Origin of the sequence: Exiguobacterium sp. SH0S7, from assembly GCF_004337195.1 — a bacterium.
In the GTDB taxonomy this organism is placed as follows: domain Bacteria; phylum Bacillota; class Bacilli; order Exiguobacteriales; family Exiguobacteriaceae; genus Exiguobacterium; species Exiguobacterium aurantiacum_A.
In genome coordinates this window covers 1-18,443 of record NZ_SJVA01000013.1, presented here as the reverse complement: position 1 = coordinate 18,443, position 18,443 = coordinate 1, and the positions used below count along the sequence as shown (strand labels likewise).

Here is an 18,443-nt window from a genome sequence, read left to right as displayed (position 1 = left end):
AGGATTGCATAATTTGTAGAATTGGAGAACCGATATGTTACTTATCCAAAGATCGAATAAAAATGAAGCATCTGTATTATTGGACATACAAAAGGAAGCCTTTCAAAAGGATTTAATAAAGTATGAAGATTATGATACCAATCCTGTCAACGAGCCGATAGAACGACTGATTAAGAAGATTGAACTGTTTATTCATTACACCATTTGGATTGATGGGAAAATTGCTGGCGGAGCTGACATTCGAGATATGAGTGAAGGGAGATATCGTTTAAATCGAATATTTTTATCTGAACGGTATCAAAACAAAGGCTTTGGGACTGAAATAATAAATTTAATTGAAGCAGAATTCCCACTCGCTAAGGAATGGAGATTAGATACACCTCATTTGAATACTAGAAATCATCATTTCTATGAAAAGCTTGGATACAAACGAGAGGCCCAACATCAAATAAACAGTAAACTGATATTGATTGATTATGTAAAAAAGATATGAGCTCTATTTAAAAGCCCATATCTCTTAATACTTATATTAGTCTTTCGACGTTAAACATTGCTGTTCTAGAGAGGGACTTCTTCTCTTTCTCAAGTATTATGTCATGCCAACGGTCTTCGAGAGACTTTAGAAAGGGTTTTTCTAACCGTTTGTTTTTTTCAAGGTCGTGTAATGGATGCACAGTTCTATCCGGATCGAAGTGACCGCTGATCAATGATCTACCCGGTAAGGCGACCGTGTAGGCGACGAGTGCATCTTCACTAAAGTCGTGATTGTTTGCGACACCGAATGACTGGAACCCGAATCCTTTATCGTGAATATACATGAGCGGCTCATCGACGCGATCCACCTTCAGGTTCGTCTCGAGGGCCGCTTTTGCGTTCAGGTAGGTCTCGGTCTCCTCGGGAAACACACTCTGTATGGCATGGACGCGCTCATAAAGGTTGAGGTTTGCTTGTTTCCATCCCATGCCCATGCGTCGATCCAGTTGTTCCAAATATTCGAGTGGGCTCTGTTCTTTCTCCTGTTGCAAGGTGTGCACCTTCTCTAAATGTGACTCGATATGGTCGATAAAAGCCGCAGACGTTTGATGGACCTCCTGCAACAGTTGTTCCTTGTCGAGGAGCTCTTTGTCTTTCGTCCAACCGGCCAGATAGGAGAGCGAGAAGTCGTCCGTCGGGAAACCGAGTTGATGCGAGACGACGTAGGCGACCATCTCGGCCTGAAACTCCTTCTCGGGTGCCGTTCGAGGTTTCTCCCATTCGAGGTTTCGCTCCTGGTTGTGCAACTCCGCATGGGCGAGCTCGTGGATCAGGACGCTGATGTCCTCGATCGATGTGTTTCGTGGGTTCAAGGCGATCGCATGCAGCTCCGGATAGTAACAACCCTTCGCCGTACCGATCTCGTCGAGCGGTTCCTCTAATAGCGTCACATTCCGGGCATCCGTGAGCGTCGTCAAGGCGTCACGGATGTCTTGTTCGTTCTCCAGCCCGCCGTCCCGATGATACCGTTTGAAAATGTCGGAGACATCGATCCCTTTCTCGCGCGCGTCGGTCTGCGTGTACTCGAACACGTGACCGATTTTGAAGTACATCATCTTGCGTGACGGGATTCGTCCTTGTTTCACGCCGTCTTTGACTGGCTTCGGTGCCTTGCTGAGCGGCACCCATTCATCTTTGTGAAGGGCGTACGTCACCGGGTTCGGGACGAATACCTTGATGCCACGCTCACCTTTTTGTACCTGTGCGCCCTGCTTCTCCCAGAACGGATAAGAGCCGACCGCAACTGCGCCAGGGAATTGGGACTCGATCAAGACCGCGTTCCGCATCGAGTATTGATGAAACTTGCCGAGAAACTGCAGATGTTCCCGAATCTTCTCCGGACTCTCGAAATAGCTGTCGATTTGTTGTCCCATCTGTTCGGTCAATGCCTCGAGCTCTGCTTTCCGTTCTTCGTTCGTCTTCATCTTAGCCATCGTGTCAGACTCCTTCCTTCAACAAGTCGGTGACAGGTTCATCACTATCCGTGAATTCATTCAGTTCACGTTCAAGTTGAGGCGACGTTTCCGAGATGTCGAGTAACAACCGTGTCCGCTCGAAATTGACTGGAAGCAAGATAATCTCGTCTTGCGCGATGGCGGTCAAAAGTTGTCGCTCAGAAACGGACACCGGGATGTCGTACCGTTTTCCATAGATGAGGACCGTGACGGTATCGGGTTGAAGCGTCAACAGTTGTCCCATCGTGAAGGGACGGTCAAGTGGTCGCATAGGATTCATCCTCTCTCAAAAGTTAGTGTGTCCTTCTTCTGTTTTTGGTGTTCGATACGTTCCTGGACGACACGTTCCGCCGTCTCGAGGAACGTTGGCTTGAACTGGTCTGTCGTCATGATGTCCTCGATGCCCTCTGTCTGCATCAGCGCCTGCAGGAGCTCTGTCAGGATTTGTCCGTGGCGGTCGGAGCGGTTCGCGGCGAGCCGGATCCGCTCGAGTTCCGCCGATACCTGCTCGTTCATCAACGTCTCGATATGCTGAGAGACCTGCGTGCTGATCGAGCGGGTGAGGAACTGCATGTCCCACTTCTCGTCGGCCAGTTGGTTATGTTCCTCTGCGATATGGTCGATGACCTGCCCGAGGTGACCAAAGCGTTTGTCATCGGCGAACTCCTCCAAATATGTGACCGTCTCCGGCTTTAATCGAAGACGGATCTGTCTCAACTCTTTCATCGTCCTCCCTCACTTTCCATATTCGATGTCCCGTTCCAGCTGTTCGAAAGCACGTTGGTTCTTCAAATTTTCGAACTCGTCGTTCATATGCCGCTCGATCCGGTAGAGTGATTCGTTGAATATCTTTTGTTGTTTGAATGCACGTCGCACCGGATGTTTAGGGGCTTCACTTTTCACAAGCGTCGCCTGTTCTTTTGACAAGTCTCGCATCTCGGAGAGGATGGCATTCCCCATCCGGGTGTAGAGGTCCTGTCGCTTCGTCGCCCGGTACCGCTCGGCCTTCTCCGTGTCGCCATAGCTACGACGATGGAACGACACCTCCTGCTCGAGCCGCTCGTTGAAGGCTTGAAACTCTGATTTGAAGTGGATGTCGATATAATTGTCGGTCAGACGATTGAGCGATTTACGGAGCGGCTGCATCCCGTTCATGTTGTATTGCCACTGTCGTTTGTCTTCCGGCAACCGCTCATAGATGTTCTTGAACTGACGGACGAGGTCTGGTTGCAGGACACGGTTCGGAAGCGTTTGGATCTTCCGGTTCCGTTTATGGGCGACCAGTTCGTCTCTTATGAATGCATTCAGTTTCTCCTGTTCTTTCGTCCGGTCGGCGAGGGAATGGATGACATTCGACTTCATCAGCTCGAGCGATTTTGGTTTTCGTTTGCCGCGCTCGCGCATGTGGCTCGTCTCGACGATGGCGACATGGATATGGATGTTATCGGTGTTGTAATGCACGGCACCGGTCCAGTATGCGTGGACCATCTTCTCTTTTTGAAGCATCGAATCGACCGCGTTCCGTGTCGCCTGGATCAACCGTCTCTCGTCGATGAGGTCGTCGTGGAGCACACCGGTCTCGCGTAGCCAGGCGTTGTCGAACGAGATGATGTCCTGCCAGAGGATGCTCCCGTTCTCTTGCGCGTGCTTGAAAATGTCGCGGACAACGCGGCGCTTTTCGTCGTTCAACCGGTCGTCCTCGCGTGTGAACAGACCGCTCGACTTTGTCTCATCTTCCATGTAGTCATGATACGTTTCGAACTGTTCGCGGCTGTCTTTCGCGTCTGGACGGTTGATGTAATCGAGGTACGTCGTGTAGCGACACGACTTCTTTATCAAACCCGGTACCTTGAACTTCGACTTGATGACGACCCCCGGCGTCTCACGCATCTTGCATCACCTCGTTCAACAACCGGGTCACTTCGGCGAGCTCGTCCGCGCTCCGTTTCAAGTGGAGCGTGTTCGCCTCGAGTTGTTGTTCGAGCCGCTCGACCTGCGTCGATTGGATGCCGTTCGCGCACCAGGAGGCGAGCAGTTCTTTCAAATATTGTTGCCGGGAGCGGTTGTGTTCCTTCGCCCATTCATCGATCTGCTTCACGATGACGGGGTCGATGTCGCGGAGCAATAGATCCATCTGTCTAACCACCTTTCTAGAAGCTACATATTGCCGACGTTCGAAAAGTTCGTTCAAAGAGCATAAGGGGAAAATGCTATCACTTGTCGTGCTAGCCTAGGCAGAGCCTAGGGTTTCCGTGATATCATCAAAAGTCCGAAAATGGCACGAAATGTGCCAGTAAAACCATCGATTTGGCACGAAATGTGCCACTTAAATCGACAGTTCCCGGAGCCGGACGCGCAGTTTGTCTTGCTTTTCTTCGAGTGCTTTGACCGACTGTTCGAGTTTCTCGAGTTCCATTTTGAGCTCTTCACGCTTCCGACCGAGGTCGAATATCTCGTTCTCCTGTTCGACCTGTTCGTCGAGCGAGAGGTAGGGGAGTTCGCTTTCAAGTTCCTCTTTGTCACTATCGAGTCGCTTGATTTGTTGACGTTTCGCCTCGACTGACTGCTGCGATTTTTCCAACTGTCGGTCGGTCCCAACAAGCTCGTCCTCGACGAACAATCTCGTGAAAGATGTCTCGTCAGATGAGGTGTGACTCGCCTGTTCGATGGTCCGATGGTCAGCATAGAGCGACGTCAAAAGAACGTTCTCTCGTTCCTCAGGTGTGAGTTCATCCAGTGGTTGGGATTCATCCAATCCATAGATCCGGACGGCGAGTTGGTCGAAGTCGTTCGGCACGTCCTCCAGTTCGAGCACATATTGGTCGTTCCGTTCATAGAGCAACACAACCTCCTTCTCAGAATCTGGACGTGCCTTATAGACGGAACGAAAGACATGATCGTTCGTGTTACCTGGTGCGTCATCAAGTGAGAGGCGGATGCGCATCGTCCGCTTTTCCGTGTCATAACTCCAGGCATGGAGTGTCACGGTCTCCCCGTTCGAGAACCGGATTGCCTCGTTGACCGGCGTCTCATTGACCGGTTCTTCTTCGGCGAAGAAGAACGACGAGGTGCCGAAGAAGAGGAAGCCGATGACAAAGAATACGCCGAGTCCGAGGTAAAGTCGGGAGACGTTCTGGGTGAGACACCGTCGCGTTTTCGGTCGCATCTAGATTCCTCCTTCCGGTGTCAGGTCTTCCATCTCGGTGACGACTAAACGTCCATTGATGGACTCGAACGTCAGAGCCAACAGTTCTTGCATCGTCTCTTCATAACCCGTCTCGGTGATCAACAGGTCTTGTTTAAACCGCACGAGGCAATCTTCTCCGGAAGCGGAAGGAAACACCTCGATGTCACGGACAGTCGTCTCGAACGTGCCGACGTCACTGCCGTCAGCGACGAAGAGCGTGGCCGCGAGTTCCTCCGACATGACATCTTTCGCCTGTCGTTTTTGTGTCGTGTAACTGTCTTTCGTGATGGTGAAGGCGTACTCGACGAAACGCGTCACGCGTGTCGTTAGCTCTTTCATCCGTTCCGTCTCCGTCGATGCGACAACTGGTTCAGTGTCCGACGACGTCTCTTCGGAGGTTGCCGATTCATAGGGAGTGACGCTCTCGTTTTGTGTCTCACTCGCGTTCGAGGTATTTGCCGCTGGTGCCACGCGTTGATAAAAAAAGATGTTCGCCGCGAGTGAAATAAGAAGCAGTACCCCGAACAGATACGCGAGGTGACGTGCGGTGAAGTTCATTTTTCCTCCTCCTTTCCATACATCCATGACTCAAAATCCGAAGACCGGGGCGGGGTCGATATGACCGGACCATTCGCTCGTCTTGATCTCAAAATGCAGATGGTTCCCGCTCGAGCGGCCGGTGGTGCCGCAGTACCCGAGCGCCTGTCCGGCGTCGATTTGTTGCCCGGTCTGAACGCCGAGACGACTCAGGTGCGCATACGCCGTGATGTAGTTGTTATGTCGGACCTGGACGAGATTGCCATACGGTCCGCGGTTCCCGCTATAGATGACGGTGCCGCTCTTGACCGCGTGGATCGTATCGGACGGGGTGCAACTGAAGTCGATCCCGGTGTGGTTGTCCCGTTGTCCGAAGACGACGCGCCAGCCGAAACGCGACGTCACGTTGAGCGGGATGGCGAGCGGGGAACGTAACCCCGACAACAGTTCTTTCGTGATGACCCCGTCGGCAACGGCAACCGGCGCGAGGTATTTCAGCACCGCGTCGACATACTCGATGTCCCCGTAACAGGCGCCGTGCTGGACCGCACTTGGTCGATGACAACGATAGATGCCGGTGTGTTTCACGCGCTGGTACATCATCTGGGAGAACGAGATGGCGAGCTCTTTCGAGTATCGTCCTCCGTTCTGTTGCACATAATCGATAAAGCCGCCGCCGAAGTTGTAACTCTGTAACGTGAGCTGCACGTCCCGGTTCGCCCGTTCGAAGACGGACGCGAAGTGCTCGACGCCGTAGACGATACTCTTCTCGGGGGAGGTGATGCACCCGATCCGCCCACACTTCGATTCGCTCGCCTGCATCGGGTCGTTCCCGCGTCCGCCACTCTCTTGCATCATGAGTGCGAGCACAAGGTTCGTCTGTTCGGCCAGCCCGTGCTTCGTCAGTTCCGATTCGACCAAACCCCGATATTGGAGCACTTGGTCGCTTACCTGGAGACCACCGGCCGTATCGAACGGGACGTCGGTCGGTTGTTCGTTCTGGACACCGGTGAGCGTATCGAGGATCCCGACGATGAGGATGACCAAGAACAAGGCGATTGCCGCGATCCCGAGTAGGATGAGTCGCCACTTGAGCGTCGCGAGCTGCCATTTCGCCGTGACGGCGAAGCGGGCCGTCCGTTTCGCGGCCGCCCACATCAGGCACCCCCACCGAACAGGGCGAGCTCTTCGGGCGCGACGTCGACGTCAAAGATGAGGTTCTGCACCCCGGAGATACTGAGGACGACGCGTCCCGTCTCAAGTGAGGGAATGATCCGCATCTCGGAGTTCGAGAGCTGGCCGTCGAACACCGTCTGGATAATCGGGATGCTCTCCGCGTCCTGTTCGCCGATAATCTTGTATTGCGTCAATTGGAAGAGCGACTTGACGTTCTCTGCGTTCTCGGACTTCGATCCGGCCGGCACGAAGTCGGTGATCAGATGCGACACGAAGAAGATGCCGCCGAAATACTTACGCGCCTCGCGCATACAGCGTTGCAGATAGAGGATGGCCGGCTGGGCGATGTCGCGCGTGTTGATCAAGTGGTGCGCCTCGTCGATGACAATGAGATACTTGCACGCCTCCTCGGTCCGGAGCACGCCCTGGTTATAGGCCTTGAGTTGACTCGAGCCGTTGGCGATCATCCCGTCCCACAGCATGTTCATCAAGGAGAACACCTGCGCCTGAAACACCTCGTCGCGTAGGCTCGTCAGGTTCCGGAGCGGGAACGAGACGATGAGCTCTTCGTCGAACCGGTCAATCGAGGAGTGCCCGTCGAAGATGTTGCCGTAGTTATGGACGAGGTTCGTGACGGCGAGTTCGATGTTCTCGAGGCGCCGGACCCGGTTCGGACTGATCGCGTCCTTGATCGAGGTGCGCGTGTCGTCCGTGTAGAGCTCACGCCGCACGAGCGTCAAAAAGTCGGAGAACGTCGGGTACCGGTTCGCCGGGTGCGTCGTGATCGGTAGCTCACCCTGTTCGTCCCAAAGTCCGTGCCGGACATACAGGTCACGGAGCAGAATCTCGAACTCGTTCGTCTCTTCTTGTGTCGCCGCCGGATTGATGTAGTGATAGAACACGGCCATTTTCGACAAATGCTGCATGAACGAGAGTGCTTCGTTGGCGTTGCCGTCGTTGTTCGTCACCGTCTTATAGACATGGAGCGGGTTGATGAGCCCGGCCGACCCGTCGAGTGCTATCTCTTTCCCGCCGAGCTGACGCACGAGGTCGGAGAACTCGCCTGTGACGTCGAGGATCCGGATCTTGTTGCCCTTGATTGCCTGGTCGAGCACGGTCTTCTTCAATAGTGTCGACTTTCCTGATCCCATCTTTCCGATCATGAGCGCGTTGTAGAACTTGCGCTGTTTGTCCTTGTGGAACAGGTCGAAGATGACGCTCCCGTTCGTGTCGGTCGTCCCGTAATACGTGCCGGTCGCGTCCTGGAGCGACGTGAAGTGGAACGGATAGCCGCCGGCGATGGAGAGAGACGGGATCTCTTTCCCACGGCGCCGGTTCGGGAGTTTTTGTTGCTGGTCATAGCTCGTGAACAGGCTCTGCCACTCCCATTCCTGTTCGTTCAGGAAGATCGTTGAGCGGAAGTTCCGGGCCTCGAGTTCTTCCATCACTTCTTGCACTTTCACCTCGAGCGCGTCGAGCGCCTTCGCCTTCACGTAGAGGCGCAGATGTAGATATTTCATCGTCTCGCCCTGGGTTATCTGTTCGTACAGCTCGTTCAGTTCCTTATACGTCTCCCTGGCATCGATGCGGTCGATATTGTCCTTCGCGTTCTCGAAGCGTGTGTTCTGTTCGGCCATCGACTTGTTGATGGTCTGGATGATCTCGCGCTTGTCGGCCGTTCCGATGTCGAGCGTCGTCAAAACGCCCGGCATGTTCAGGATCGGTTCGAGCCAGTAGTCATAGACGAGCGACTGATATTTATAGACGTGAAGGCACGACAGGTAGCCGTCGCCGAGTCGGACGAAGTTGGCGTCGAACTTAATGCCGCCCTGCGGCTGGATCTTGGCGATGACGTCGGGGTTGTAGCCTTTCTCGATCTTGACGGTCTCCGGGTCCTGTTGTTTGGATAACTTGTCACGCAGGCGCTGCCACATGCGCGTCACTCCTTTCTTCAGGCGTCGAGTTGCGGTTTCGTGTTCGGGTTGTTCAGCTGATAGAGCACATGCACCTTCTGGTCGAGCGTCAGCTCGCGCATCGGGTTCGAGCGGCGGAGCAGTTTATAGAGGTGTGTCTTCCGCTCGCGTAGCGTCCGCTCGTCGTTGGCATAAAAAAAGAGGAGATAATCGCGATTGGTGCGATGCTCCTCGAGATATTCGAGCTCCTGCTTCTTCTTCAACAAGAAGGGTAGGTAAGCCGGTGTCTGATTTTGTCGAATCTGTCGTTCGATGCTGATCTTCTGCCGTTCGAGACTGAGCGGTGTGTTTAGCGGCACGACCTTGAGCGGGTGCGTGTACGCCTGCAGAAGATAGGCGAGCGAGAACACGTCATGGTCTTTTTCCTCCTCGTTCAAGGAATAGATGTCCTTCGAAGTGAGCTGGACCATGTCGAGATAGGTCCCGTCGCGCATCTCGAACGCCTCGGTCCCGGTGATGTCGACTATCGGCATCAGTTCGGCGACCGTCGGTTTGATGACGACCTTATCTTTGACTTTCCGTTTTTCGAAAACGTCCTGTTCGTCGAGCCAGGTGCCTGTGCGTCTCGGTTCTTGTAGCGACTCCTCGATAAAAGCCATCTCAATCACGTCCTTTCGTGTGCGCGTCGAGTGCGAGATAGGTGTCTTTCCGCTTGATGAGCGCGTAGTAGAGGGCGTGGACCATCCGTTTCTGTGGGTTCGTCGCCGGTCGCAGCACCAGGAACAGACCGAAGACGGCGAGGAAGACCGTGAACGGGATGTGTAGCACCGACGGGATGAACGGGAGCGTCACGAGCCGGAGCACGATGAGCCCGACGAGGAACAGGAAGTCATGCAGATAGAGCATCTTATTGATCTTCAGTTCGGTCGTGACCTCGTTCGGGATCCGGTATTTGCGCATGGGTCATCACTCCTTTTTCTTCATGTGGTCAGGTCGCGGTGGCGAGGTCGGATAGATCCGTCGTGAATCTTCCTGTTGCTGGCTATGACGGTATGTCTGGTTCTCGCGCACCTGTTCGATGACCTCGGTCTCGACGTCGAGCACGGTCTCTTGATGGATGGTCCGGCGGGCGCGCCCTTGGCGTTTCTCTGTTGCCGTATCACTCGAATCTGTCGCAGATGACGAAGACGAGGATGAATCGTTTGAATGTGGTGCCTCATGAGGTGTCGCTGACGTCGCGTCGTTTCTTGCTATCGATTCATTGTGACGATTGTCTGATCCGGATGTGGTATCGATGGACCCGGTGACCGGTTCGAGAGTCGATGAAGCAGGGCTTGAAGAATGACCAGATCTTGAATGATCGTGAAGTGATTCCGGTCTTTGCGTCTCCGGTGACGTTGTTTGATGATCGGGTCTACTTTCTGTATTCGATTCAGGATTCGTCGCATGGACCGATTCGGGAGATGTGCGGCCCGATGCTTCGTTCACGTGTGGAGAACCGTGCGCTTCCAACTCGGATTCTTGACCGTTGCTTGGTTGCGCAACGTCCTTCGAACTTGTCGGTTTGTCTTGGTCAAGTTGAGTGCGACTTGCGGTCTGATTCGTCTGAGCAACACCATCTGGATTGGTTTGTCTCTCGGTATCCGCTCGCTGTGGAGCATGGGTCGCCACACTAAGCGGTGAATCACTTTGCGGCATGGCATTCGAATCCATCCGAGCCGTCGCAGCCTCATGGAGCGATGGCATCTTCGGTGCGCCTTGTGTGGCACGCGCGACCTTCGAGACCGCGTGGGCACCGGCCGAGGTCACGCCTTTCCCGGCGGCATAGGCGCCGAGGGCGACACCCCAGCCCCGCTTGAGTCCGGCATCAATCCCGAACAGCCGCTCGACCATGTTAGGACCGTCGATCAAAGCGACCGAGAAGGCGATGAGGGCAATCAGATAGGCGAACCCGTCCAGTGTTTCCGCGAGATAGGCGGTCCCGATCGTATACAGTTTGATGGAGACGAAGATCAAGATGATCACGAGGAACGTGTTCAGAATGCTCTGGATGACCTTCTTCGTCTTTTGGCCACTGTGCAGGTCGGCCGGTGCGACGAGAATCGCCAAGACATAGTTGAAGGCGAGCTCGAACGAGAGGCGCGCCAGTTTGTAGGCGATCGAGAAAAGCGTGAATCCCATGATTCCGAGCGTCACGAAGATGGTTAACCAGTTCGGCTGATAGCGGTAGTAATATTGGTTGTTCCATTCGACGCCACCTTGGTCGAATTCTCCGAGACTTGTCTCTTTTCCGTTCCATAGAATATAGGACTCGGCCAATTTGTTTCCGGTTGCCGATAAGTCATAGTTGTTCTTGTCGAAAATCTCATTGATTCGGATATTATCAATCAACTCAGTTGGAATGGCATTTAATGATTCGCCTGTAGCAGCATCAAAATTTTTCGAATCGTGCTCAATCAAATCATGTACATTCCGCTTTAAGATACTCTCAGATAATGAGGCTTCTCCGTCGTAAAGCGAATCTGCTCCGATTTCTGCGATTGCTTCATCAGAGAACTCCTGAATTCGGCTCATAGTTGGTGAAAGTAAACCTAAGATCAATAGTGTGATGAACAGGTTGATCAAAAAACTCTCACGTTCAAATTTCTTTTGGAAAATCAACAAGTACCCAGTGAACAAGAAGCTTCCTGCTAAAAGAACATACAAAAAAGGTTGAATCGTAAGAACGAATTCAACCACTTGATCATTATTGAAGAATGTATTGGTTAATAGGATTTGATCCGTGATTGATTCAAGGCCGTCAATCAAGACTGATAGTCCTCTGACAAGAATCCATCCCATTGAGCGTAGTGCGTCATTTACCATACTACTTATTTGGAGTACGTCTTCGTATTCCTGTAGTTTGGTGATTAAATCGAAATCAGCCATTGAAAGACCCCCAATCTACTGAGTCCTAGCAAAGAAGTCCGCTAACTGTTGTTTGTAAGTGTCCGCTGTCAACATTCCAACATTGATTTCATCAATGACGTTCCCATCTTGAATGGAGTATAGAACGGCACCTTTTAGTTCGTCAGTGTATTCAAAGTTACCACGATCGACAAGTGCATCGCCATCTGGCTGAAACGTATTATAGAGCGTGACTTGTCGGCTCTCTTCGTTCGCTACCTCTTTTACGAATTCAACGAACTCTTCGAATTCACCATCTTCTTCTTTTACAATCAGCAAATAATCATCCTCTTCGGCTGTCATGACCTTCTCAACGTGTTCAATATCACGTTGAACCAAAGACTCATCGGAATTTGAGCAAGCTCCAAGTAAAAACAAGCTGATTCCTAAAGTACCCGCAAGTAGTTTCCTCATAACGTTTACCCCTCCGTCAGACGATTTTCCCCTTCAGTAGATCCGCGACTTTTAAATTGACGCGGAAGTCGAACTTATCTATTAGTGTAACAGTTTTCGGGGTGTCTGAGGTGTCGTCCTGATAGACGGTCAGAAAGCCGTCGGTCGTCTGGATATTGAGCACGTCGCCCCGTTCGAGGCGGACGCGTTGCGTCTCGATGATCCTTGCGACGACGCGCAGTTCGTTCTGAATTCGCTTCTCTCTCGCACTTTCGGCCATAGGTTTGGTCTCCTCTCTACAGTGTGCCCTGCTTCAGTTTCTCGATTCGTTTCGCGATCATCGTGTTCAAAAAACTCTTTTGGCTGTCCGTGACGTCGTAGACTCCTAGGTTCAGATTCGTCTCGAACTCGGGGAGGGCGAGTTCCCCGATGTCATGCCCCGCGAACATCGAGCGCAGGATGCTGTCCTGCAGCACGTCACGCACCGTCAAGGACTTACCTTCTTGATTCGATGGCGTGTTCGCTTCCGTCTCGTCTCCTTGCTTCGCGAAACGGACACGAATCTGCTCGAAGTGGAGACCGGCGTGACGACAGGGGATGTCGATGTCATGCAGGGAGCGGTCCGTGTCGAAGTCGTCGGTCAGGTATTCGTAGCGGTACTTCATCGCCGTTTTACCACTTAAAAAGATTGGATACGACTGGATGCGCCGTTTCTTCGTGTCCTGGCGCTTGATGACACGGATGATGAGCATCTCGCCTTCTTTGAGTCCCATGACCTCGGTCGACGTCATGAGCCGGCGGCCGTCCACGTTCTCCGTCTTCGACTTCTTGAGTGAAAACGTCTGACCGGACCGGGATTTCGTGACGATAGTCGCCTCACCAAGTTTCTTCGAGATCAGTTCGGCGGTTGCCTCGTCCGCGGTCAACAGATAGTGGGTGTTCCCACAGTTGCCGTCGATTGTCTTCCAGTCCTCACCGTACAGGTTCTCGAGTTGGGAATAGGCCTGGATGACGAGGTTGAAGCGCATGTTCCGACCGAGACAGACGGTGATGATGTTAGCCATGCCTTCGATCGGTGGCATGTTGCCGAACTCATCGAGGAGGAAGACGACCTGGCGCTCGCATTTGCCTTGTTTCGTCTGCGAGGCGACCCGGGCGAGCGCCGTGTACACCTGTTTGATATAGAGCGACGCGATGACATTGAACGTCGGGTCATAGTCCGGGACGATCAAGAAGACCGCCACGGGACGTAGCTGATGCATCACTTCCCGGATTTGGATCGTACCATCAATAAAGTAGTGGAAGCGTCCGTTTTCCTCATCCTGTGCGTCTAACTTTATCATTGAAGTGTCTAAGTCCGTCGAGACCTGGATGACGCTTCCGGATTGGAGCGACGACGTGTGATACACGATGAAGCTGCCATCGTCGTCTGTCGTGAGTGCATGGGTCGTGCCATCGGGGAACTTGAACGTGAGCCGGGTCAGCGGTTCAGTCCGTCCACTGATCCAACGGTTGAATCCGATGCGCCGCATGTCGAGCGAGTTCATCGATGTCAGCTTTCCGGTTCCGTTTAAGGTGAAGATCCCGAGCTTCGCGTTCGTATTGGCCAGGATACTGGCTCTCGTCTGTCCACCCGAGAAGTGGAGCGTCGCGAACTGGAGCCGGGCCGGGTGATTCTCCGGAAACCGCTGAAAGAACTCGTCAAGCGCGGAGATTTCCTGCCCTTGCCGCGTCACGACCGTCCGTGACCCTAAGTCCGAGAGCATGAGGGCGACATTGTACATGTTAATCTTCTCCGGCGTATCCTTCGCCTCCTCGCAGAGCCCGAGGATGAGCGCCGTACACAGGTCGATCGACGAGTTGGCCCAAAACGGGTCCCGTGCCTTTGGGTCATGGTACAACATGAACGCGACAGAACGCGCATACTGTTGGGCGAGCGAGTAGTTTTCTTCTAAAAATGCGTCGATTGTCAGTTGCAGCAGGTTGTATGACATCGATTGGAGCGGGTTCATCAGGTTCAACACCTCGACCTGATAGCCGCGCTGCTCGAGTGTCTCCTTCGAGGCGGCGAAGAGCTCACCTTTCGGGTCGTTGATGATGAGGCTCGCCTGGTTACTCGCCCGGCTGTACAGGTCGATCGTCGAGAAGACGAACGTCTCGCCCTTCCCGGACCGGGTCGTCCCGATGACGAGGTTGTTGACGGGCGAGTCATCGATGAACAGCTCGTTCTTGACCCGTCCGACGGGGACACCGCCCAATCCGTCGTATTGCTTCTTCCGGTCCGGGACACGGCGATACTGTTGTTTCAACTCGTCGAACGAGGTGAAGCGGGCACTTCCTTTCTGATTTTTCCGCAGATCCCGGAAGTTTAGCCAAACCTTGCCGAACACGACCAGCCCGATGAACAGACTGAACGCCATCAGTCCAAGCATGACGGCCGAAGAAGGAAGACTCACCTCCACGAACAAGGAGGGTGAGAGCGCCGGAATCGTCGCCCCGGCCAACAGCCCGTCTGTTAATATCGGGGTCATGATCTGTCGAATGATGTTGTAGGCCCCGTTCAATATATAAAAAATCCCGACCGGCAACACCAACAGGCAGAACAGCGCGGGGAGTAGCAGACGTATCGGAAATCGAGATGACAGAGGTTCAGTTCTCAATTATTTCACCTACCTTAATCTGAATAAAGAATTGTTTGCAGTTCAACTTCTTCAGTCGTAATAGCAGCTTGGATCTTCTCACGGGCCGATGTATCTTTACTAGCGGTTTTCTTCAATTTCGCTTTCAAATCGTCGATGGTGGCGGTGATGTCCTGATAATTGTCGACTCTTTTTTGTACGGCAGGGTCGTTCGTTTTGGACGTCCATTCGTTCGCGGAATCGATGTCCCCGATATTCAGGAAGGCAATCACTTTCGACGCGATACGGTCAGCGGTCCATTCCACGTTTTCTGTCTTGGCCGCCGTCTCGTGGTCCTGTTCCAAGACGGCGATATCGAACGCCCCCTCATCGGTCGGATGTGATGCTTGGAAGCCTTTGAGCCGTTCCAATTTTTCATGACCTTGTAGGTCGAGCCCGACCAACTTCGTCTCGATCAGGATGGGGTCATCCGTGAGCTCAAGTGCTTTTTGGTCTTCTCCTTCCGCCAAATAGAGGTCGATCAATAGGGCATCCTCTTCCTCGGACCGGTCCTTTCGTTCCAACAGCTGGATGAGTGAGGATTCCTTGCCTTGGAGCGCCTGTTCGTACGCCTCCAGCCACGTCTGTTCGACACCGGTCACCTGTTCGGCGTGTGCCTCCTTGTCGATGACCCATTGCGCGGCAGTGAACAGTGAGGTGAATAGAATCCCGACCGTGGCCGCCCCGTAGATGAGGCGGCGTTGCAGGCGGTTTAGGCGTGACTGATAGGTCGACGACACAATCGGGTTCGATTTGACGGACTGGCGCTTATAGTCGTCCGGTGTCTCGGACTCGATCTCGTCGAGGAGCCACATCTTCTTCGCGTCGTCCTCTTTTTTCGTCCGAATCCGTAATACCCGTTCCTTGACCTGATGGTACAGGTTCGGATAGGTGCCTTCAGTTCCGAACGTGAACGTTCCCCGATAGAGCAGTTCGTCTTTCTGGTCGAAGAGCCGGAAGTCACCGGAACAGCTCGTCCCTTCTTGGCTACGTGCATGGTGCAGGTCATGTGTCGCGACGACCGCCTCAGCGAAGGGGAGCCGTTCATAGTTCTGGATCCGTGTGTCCGGTACGTCGGTGAATCGTACAAACAGCATCTCGTTCCTCCTCTCGTTTCAAGCAACAAAAAAAGCCTTCCGATTGGAATGCTGCGTGCGTGTGCATTAGAATTTGATGTTCTGGTCGACCATCTCGGCGAGCGTGAACGCGCCCATGACGATGATCAGGCCGATGGCGCCACCGACGAGCCAACCGACCGCTTTCGAGCGGCCACGATCCCCGCCGAAGATGAAATAGAAGCCCCCGATCGCGAAGGCGATGGCCGCGGCGATGACGGCGAGCCCTTGGAAGAACTGAAGCAAGCTGAGCCCTGTCTCATTGAGTCCCATGTCGTTCCCTCCTTAGTCCTGGTGCGCCGGCGACTTGAAGCTGAGCTTCGCCTCGAGCGCCTCCATGATGAGTTCCTGGTTGTCCTGGATGACCTGGTGATGCTGCTCGTCGAGCCACTCCTCGTAGTCCTTCCCACGGATGCGTAAGAGTTTCTCGGCGAAGCTACGGTTCTGTTTCTGTTCTTTTGATGCCACAATGCACACTTCCTTCCCTTGATCTCTTGATGTGCAGCAGCACATCATTAAGGACAGTCGGATTCGGTGCGGTGGGTTTCTAGCCGTTCCCCCACGAACTCCGCTCCTCATGAATCTAAGGAGCTGTACAGGGTTTTTCGATGACCCGGAACGATTCTGTGACCTTATGGCGAGTTTTAGGCGACTCTCGCCGAACCATCTGTGCGTAAATCCCGCTCACCCGGTCACTGATGAGGGACACGCCGGTATGTGATTGGAGGAGACCATCCTTAAGGATGTGCTGTTGCGTCGATGTCGGTTACTGTCGAACGTTTTTTCGATTCTTGACGTGGACGAGCTCGTCATCCGGATTCTTTCGCTTGGCCAACACATGGGAATCACTGACGACGGTGCGGATCCGGTAATAGAGTTGCGTCAACTCGACAGCCTCACCGCTCTCTTCTTCGATTCCGAGGAAACCGTGCAGTTCATACGTCTTCCCGTCGAACGTCCGGACCGAGTCGGCCTGCGGTAGCTCTTTCAGGTCAAAGCGGCGCCGTTCAAGTTTCGTGATACACCGCTTTGCCTCGTATCCGAAGTCGATGGCGTCCCACGGGACCGTCGCGAGCGTGTGCCCGAACGCGCGGGCCAGGTGATCGATGTCTGCGATCGACGGCACCGAACGGTTCTGTTCATATTGGCTGATGGCGGGCTGCGAAATCTCTCCGAGCGTCTTCTCTGACAGTTCGACCTGTGACCAGCCCGAGAGCCGGCGGTTCTCCTTCAACCACTCCCCGAATCGATACATAAGCCTTCCCCTTCCTGTAAACCAGAGCGGCGACCAAACAGATGTTTCCTTTTGTTGGTTCCAATATAACAGGGTTAGATCTAAAATTCATCAGTTTTCTGATATGTCAGAAGTTTTACAATTGACGATTCTTGTCGAATCCGCTCTCCATAAGGGTTTTTGAGCAACAGTAACTCAATATTCTTCGTTTTGTAGCATAAATGTAAAAAATAAATATTTATGGCGATTATAGGATGTTGATTCAAAAAAAAAAAAACGTTATAATTTTAAAACATTGGTATAAAAATATTAATAGATGATTCTTAAGAAGATTTTTAAATTTCTAAAACTCTAGAAAAGTAACTTAAAATTATAAGAGAAGGTGTATAAAATGAGTTCAAAATTCACTGAGTATGATGAAATAGGTCCGAAAGTAAAGATTAAAAGATTATTTACTTTACTCTTCCTGATTATTGGTATGATAGCAATTTTAGCGTTTATTAATAATGGGATTTCAACTATTTCTTTAATTTTTTTAGGCATATCTGTTTTAAGTTTTGGCTATGCGATACTAGTTGAGTTTAAGAAGTTGAAAGGAAATTAATAAGTAAAGAGACCACCCGTTCACTTTGATATGCTCCCCAATAGGTAGACAGATGAAATAACAAATCTGTTTATCAATTGGGGAGTGTTTTTTTATGGCGAGAAGTCGGCATTCGATTGAACAAAAACTGAGTGCACTACGTATGCTGGAAGAAGGAACATGCACCTGGAAGGAAATCGAGGAGGCTCATGACGTCTCTATGGATACCCTTCAGTTGTGGAAAGTGAAATTCGATACCGGTGAGATCGATGCGTTGAAGGAGTCGAAGACATGGAAACATTACACCAAGGAACAGAAGATCGCGGCCGTACGTGACTATCTCGATGGGTTCACCGAAATGGAGGTTCTCTCCAAATATCATATTAGTAGTTGGTCGGTTCTATATCGGTGGATCAAGAAGTATACTGGTCATAGCGAGTTAACAGATTCGAGAAAAGGGATGGATCGAGCTATGGCCAAAGGGAGAAAGACAACATTCGAGGAACGCATGGAGATCGTCAGGTATTGCCTGGACAACGGACGGAACTATCAACGGACGGAACTATCAACGGACGGAACTATCAACGGACGGCCGAGATATTCGCCGTGTCGTACCAGCAGGTCTATGGCTGGACGAAAAAATATGACGCCGACGGCGTGCACGGGCTCGAGGACCGGCGCGGACGGACAAAG

Annotated in this window: 21 protein-coding genes and 1 pseudogene; 3 read left to right on the top strand and 19 right to left on the bottom strand. The window is 52.5% G+C overall.

What is annotated here, in order from left to right:
• The first annotated feature begins 34 nt into the window (after positions 1-34).
• Positions 35-493, top strand: a complete 459-nt coding sequence (locus tag EVJ22_RS13375; RefSeq protein WP_131444091.1) for a GNAT family N-acetyltransferase — start codon at positions 35-37, stop codon at positions 491-493.
• A 31-nt stretch (positions 494-524) separates the two neighbouring features.
• Here the strand turns inward: EVJ22_RS13375 and EVJ22_RS13370 are convergent, their stop codons facing one another.
• From EVJ22_RS13370 to EVJ22_RS13280, 19 genes are all read right to left on the bottom strand, one after another.
• Positions 525-1,967 carry an ImmA/IrrE family metallo-endopeptidase gene (locus tag EVJ22_RS13370; RefSeq protein ID WP_131444090.1) on the bottom strand — a complete coding sequence of 481 codons (1,443 nt, stop codon included), beginning with the start codon at positions 1,965-1,967 and terminating at the stop codon, positions 525-527.
• Positions 1,968-1,971: 4 nt separating this feature from the next.
• Positions 1,972-2,259, bottom strand: coding sequence for a hypothetical protein (locus EVJ22_RS13365; protein WP_131444089.1), 288 nt, complete (start codon positions 2,257-2,259; stop codon positions 1,972-1,974).
• Between the two features lie 5 nt (positions 2,260-2,264).
• Positions 2,265-2,714, bottom strand: a complete 450-nt coding sequence (locus EVJ22_RS13360; RefSeq protein WP_131444088.1) for a hypothetical protein — start codon at positions 2,712-2,714, stop codon at positions 2,265-2,267.
• Between the two features lie 9 nt (positions 2,715-2,723).
• Entirely contained in the window at positions 2,724-3,878 is a 1,155-nt protein-coding gene (mobP2, locus tag EVJ22_RS13355; protein WP_131444087.1) for a MobP2 family relaxase, read from the bottom strand.
• Positions 3,871-4,122 carry a hypothetical protein gene (locus EVJ22_RS13350; RefSeq protein ID WP_131444086.1) on the bottom strand — a complete coding sequence of 84 codons (252 nt, stop codon included), beginning with the start codon at positions 4,120-4,122 and terminating at the stop codon, positions 3,871-3,873. The genes mobP2 and EVJ22_RS13350 overlap by 8 nt, the downstream gene beginning before the upstream one ends.
• Before the next feature lie 192 nt (positions 4,123-4,314).
• On the bottom strand, positions 4,315-5,154 hold the full coding sequence (locus EVJ22_RS13345) for a coiled-coil domain-containing protein (protein WP_131444085.1): 840 nt from the start codon (positions 5,152-5,154) through the stop codon (positions 4,315-4,317).
• A complete protein-coding gene (locus tag EVJ22_RS13340; RefSeq protein WP_131444084.1) occupies positions 5,155-5,733 on the bottom strand; it encodes a hypothetical protein in 579 nt (192 codons plus the stop codon). It abuts the gene before it with no gap.
• 30 nt (positions 5,734-5,763) lie between these two features.
• Positions 5,764-6,870 (bottom strand): lysozyme family protein, encoded by a 1,107-nt coding sequence (locus EVJ22_RS13335; protein ID WP_131444083.1) that lies wholly within the window; start codon positions 6,868-6,870, stop codon positions 5,764-5,766.
• A complete protein-coding gene (locus tag EVJ22_RS13330) occupies positions 6,870-8,822 on the bottom strand; it encodes a VirB4 family type IV secretion system protein (RefSeq protein ID WP_199749341.1) in 1,953 nt (650 codons plus the stop codon). Before EVJ22_RS13330 ends, EVJ22_RS13335 begins: the two co-directional genes overlap by 1 nt.
• Before the next feature lie 17 nt (positions 8,823-8,839).
• Positions 8,840-9,460, bottom strand: a complete 621-nt coding sequence (locus tag EVJ22_RS13325) for a hypothetical protein (protein ID WP_131444082.1) — start codon at positions 9,458-9,460, stop codon at positions 8,840-8,842.
• Between the two features lies 1 nt (position 9,461).
• Complete coding sequence (locus EVJ22_RS13320) at positions 9,462-9,761, bottom strand: DUF5592 family protein (RefSeq protein ID WP_131444081.1); 300 nt, start codon at positions 9,759-9,761, stop codon at positions 9,462-9,464.
• A gap of 6 nt (positions 9,762-9,767) precedes the next feature.
• Entirely contained in the window at positions 9,768-11,729 is a 1,962-nt protein-coding gene (locus EVJ22_RS13315) for a pLS20_p028 family conjugation system transmembrane protein (protein ID WP_370246372.1), read from the bottom strand.
• Between the two features lie 15 nt (positions 11,730-11,744).
• The gene (locus EVJ22_RS13310) at positions 11,745-12,161 is read right to left on the bottom strand and encodes a hypothetical protein (protein ID WP_131444079.1); all 417 of its coding nucleotides are present in this window, start codon (positions 12,159-12,161) and stop codon (positions 11,745-11,747) included.
• Positions 12,162-12,177: 16 nt separating this feature from the next.
• Positions 12,178-12,420, bottom strand: a complete 243-nt coding sequence (locus tag EVJ22_RS13305) for a hypothetical protein (RefSeq protein WP_012390470.1) — start codon at positions 12,418-12,420, stop codon at positions 12,178-12,180.
• 16 nt (positions 12,421-12,436) lie between these two features.
• A complete protein-coding gene (locus tag EVJ22_RS13300; protein WP_158625534.1) occupies positions 12,437-14,671 on the bottom strand; it encodes a VirD4-like conjugal transfer protein, CD1115 family in 2,235 nt (744 codons plus the stop codon).
• A 143-nt stretch (positions 14,672-14,814) separates the two neighbouring features.
• Positions 14,815-15,915 (bottom strand): hypothetical protein, encoded by a 1,101-nt coding sequence (locus EVJ22_RS13295; RefSeq protein WP_131444077.1) that lies wholly within the window; start codon positions 15,913-15,915, stop codon positions 14,815-14,817.
• Between the two features lie 66 nt (positions 15,916-15,981).
• Entirely contained in the window at positions 15,982-16,206 is a 225-nt protein-coding gene (locus EVJ22_RS13290; protein ID WP_131444076.1) for a hypothetical protein, read from the bottom strand.
• A gap of 12 nt (positions 16,207-16,218) precedes the next feature.
• Positions 16,219-16,401, bottom strand: a complete 183-nt coding sequence (locus EVJ22_RS13285) for a hypothetical protein (protein ID WP_131444075.1) — start codon at positions 16,399-16,401, stop codon at positions 16,219-16,221.
• Between the two features lie 298 nt (positions 16,402-16,699).
• Positions 16,700-17,188, bottom strand: a complete 489-nt coding sequence (locus EVJ22_RS13280; protein WP_131444074.1) for a helix-turn-helix domain-containing protein — start codon at positions 17,186-17,188, stop codon at positions 16,700-16,702.
• A 370-nt stretch (positions 17,189-17,558) separates the two neighbouring features.
• Between EVJ22_RS13280 and EVJ22_RS13275 the strand changes: the two genes are divergently transcribed.
• Both EVJ22_RS13275 and EVJ22_RS13270 read left to right on the top strand, forming a co-directional pair.
• A complete protein-coding gene (locus EVJ22_RS13275) occupies positions 17,559-17,771 on the top strand; it encodes a hypothetical protein (protein WP_131444073.1) in 213 nt (70 codons plus the stop codon).
• Between the two features lie 94 nt (positions 17,772-17,865).
• A pseudogene (locus EVJ22_RS13270) lies at positions 17,866-18,443 on the top strand (transposase); the annotation flags it as partial.

Coding starts and splice junctions, on each gene's coding strand:
- EVJ22_RS13375 (WP_131444091.1), top strand. CDS start 35: ATGTTACTTATCCAAAGATCGAATAAAAATGAAGCATCTGTATTATTG.
- EVJ22_RS13370 (WP_131444090.1), bottom strand. CDS start 1,967: ATGGCTAAGATGAAGACGAACGAAGAACGGAAAGCAGAGCTCGAGGCA.
- EVJ22_RS13365 (WP_131444089.1), bottom strand. CDS start 2,259: ATGCGACCACTTGACCGTCCCTTCACGATGGGACAACTGTTGACGCTT.
- EVJ22_RS13360 (WP_131444088.1), bottom strand. CDS start 2,714: ATGAAAGAGTTGAGACAGATCCGTCTTCGATTAAAGCCGGAGACGGTC.
- mobP2 (WP_131444087.1), bottom strand. CDS start 3,878: ATGCGTGAGACGCCGGGGGTCGTCATCAAGTCGAAGTTCAAGGTACCG.
- EVJ22_RS13350 (WP_131444086.1), bottom strand. CDS start 4,122: ATGGATCTATTGCTCCGCGACATCGACCCCGTCATCGTGAAGCAGATC.
- EVJ22_RS13345 (WP_131444085.1), bottom strand. CDS start 5,154: ATGCGACCGAAAACGCGACGGTGTCTCACCCAGAACGTCTCCCGACTT.
- EVJ22_RS13340 (WP_131444084.1), bottom strand. CDS start 5,733: ATGAACTTCACCGCACGTCACCTCGCGTATCTGTTCGGGGTACTGCTT.
- EVJ22_RS13335 (WP_131444083.1), bottom strand. CDS start 6,870: ATGTGGGCGGCCGCGAAACGGACGGCCCGCTTCGCCGTCACGGCGAAA.
- EVJ22_RS13330 (WP_199749341.1), bottom strand. CDS start 8,822: ATGTGGCAGCGCCTGCGTGACAAGTTATCCAAACAACAGGACCCGGAG.
- EVJ22_RS13325 (WP_131444082.1), bottom strand. CDS start 9,460: ATGGCTTTTATCGAGGAGTCGCTACAAGAACCGAGACGCACAGGCACC.
- EVJ22_RS13320 (WP_131444081.1), bottom strand. CDS start 9,761: ATGCGCAAATACCGGATCCCGAACGAGGTCACGACCGAACTGAAGATC.
- EVJ22_RS13315 (WP_370246372.1), bottom strand. CDS start 11,729: ATGGCTGATTTCGATTTAATCACCAAACTACAGGAATACGAAGACGTA.
- EVJ22_RS13310 (WP_131444079.1), bottom strand. CDS start 12,161: ATGAGGAAACTACTTGCGGGTACTTTAGGAATCAGCTTGTTTTTACTT.
- EVJ22_RS13305 (WP_012390470.1), bottom strand. CDS start 12,420: ATGGCCGAAAGTGCGAGAGAGAAGCGAATTCAGAACGAACTGCGCGTC.
- EVJ22_RS13300 (WP_158625534.1), bottom strand. CDS start 14,671: ATGACCCCGATATTAACAGACGGGCTGTTGGCCGGGGCGACGATTCCG.
- EVJ22_RS13295 (WP_131444077.1), bottom strand. CDS start 15,915: ATGCTGTTTGTACGATTCACCGACGTACCGGACACACGGATCCAGAAC.
- EVJ22_RS13290 (WP_131444076.1), bottom strand. CDS start 16,206: ATGGGACTCAATGAGACAGGGCTCAGCTTGCTTCAGTTCTTCCAAGGG.
- EVJ22_RS13280 (WP_131444074.1), bottom strand. CDS start 17,188: ATGTATCGATTCGGGGAGTGGTTGAAGGAGAACCGCCGGCTCTCGGGC.
- EVJ22_RS13275 (WP_131444073.1), top strand. CDS start 17,559: ATGAGTTCAAAATTCACTGAGTATGATGAAATAGGTCCGAAAGTAAAG.